This is a genomic window from Streptomyces sp. DH12 (assembly GCF_020873895.1).
Lineage (GTDB): Bacteria > Actinomycetota > Actinomycetes > Streptomycetales > Streptomycetaceae > Streptomyces.
Map to the genome: position 1 here is coordinate 1 of NZ_JAHWGT010000852.1, position 478 is coordinate 478.

Genomic DNA, 478 nt, shown 5'->3' on the forward strand with positions numbered 1-478 from the left:
GTTGAGGACCGGGGTGTCCTCGGTGATGCCGAAGGCGTCCGCCGCCCAGCCGGTGAAGCGGTCGACCGCCGCCGCGGGCAGCGGGACCGCCTTGGGCACGCCGGTGGAACCGGACGTCGTCAGGATGAACGCGGTGCCGTCGCGGCGGTCGTCACGGGCGGGGGCGCGGGGCTCCGCGGTGGCGGTGTCGTCGTCCCGCGCGGTCAGCAGCACGGGGACGCCGGCCGCGTCGGTGAGCCGGGCGCGGACGTCCTGCCCGAGGGTGGGCGAGGGCAGCAGCACCGGCCGGCGTTCCAGCAGGCCGGGGAGCACCTGGGCGACGGTGGCGGGCGAGTTGACGGCGAGGACGCCGACGGGTTCGCCGGGGGCGAGGCCGAGGTCCGCGACGCGCCCGCGCTGGGCGGTGGCGCGGGCGAGGAGCGTCCCGTAGGTGACCTCCTCGCAGTCCCCGGTCAGGGCCACGGCGTCCGGCCGGCGC

General features: G+C 78.7%; 1 pseudogene. It reads right to left on the bottom strand.

Going from position 1 to position 478, the window contains the following annotated elements:
• Window positions 1–478 (bottom strand): annotated as a pseudogene (locus tag LPA54_RS37425) (acyl-CoA synthetase); the annotation flags it as partial.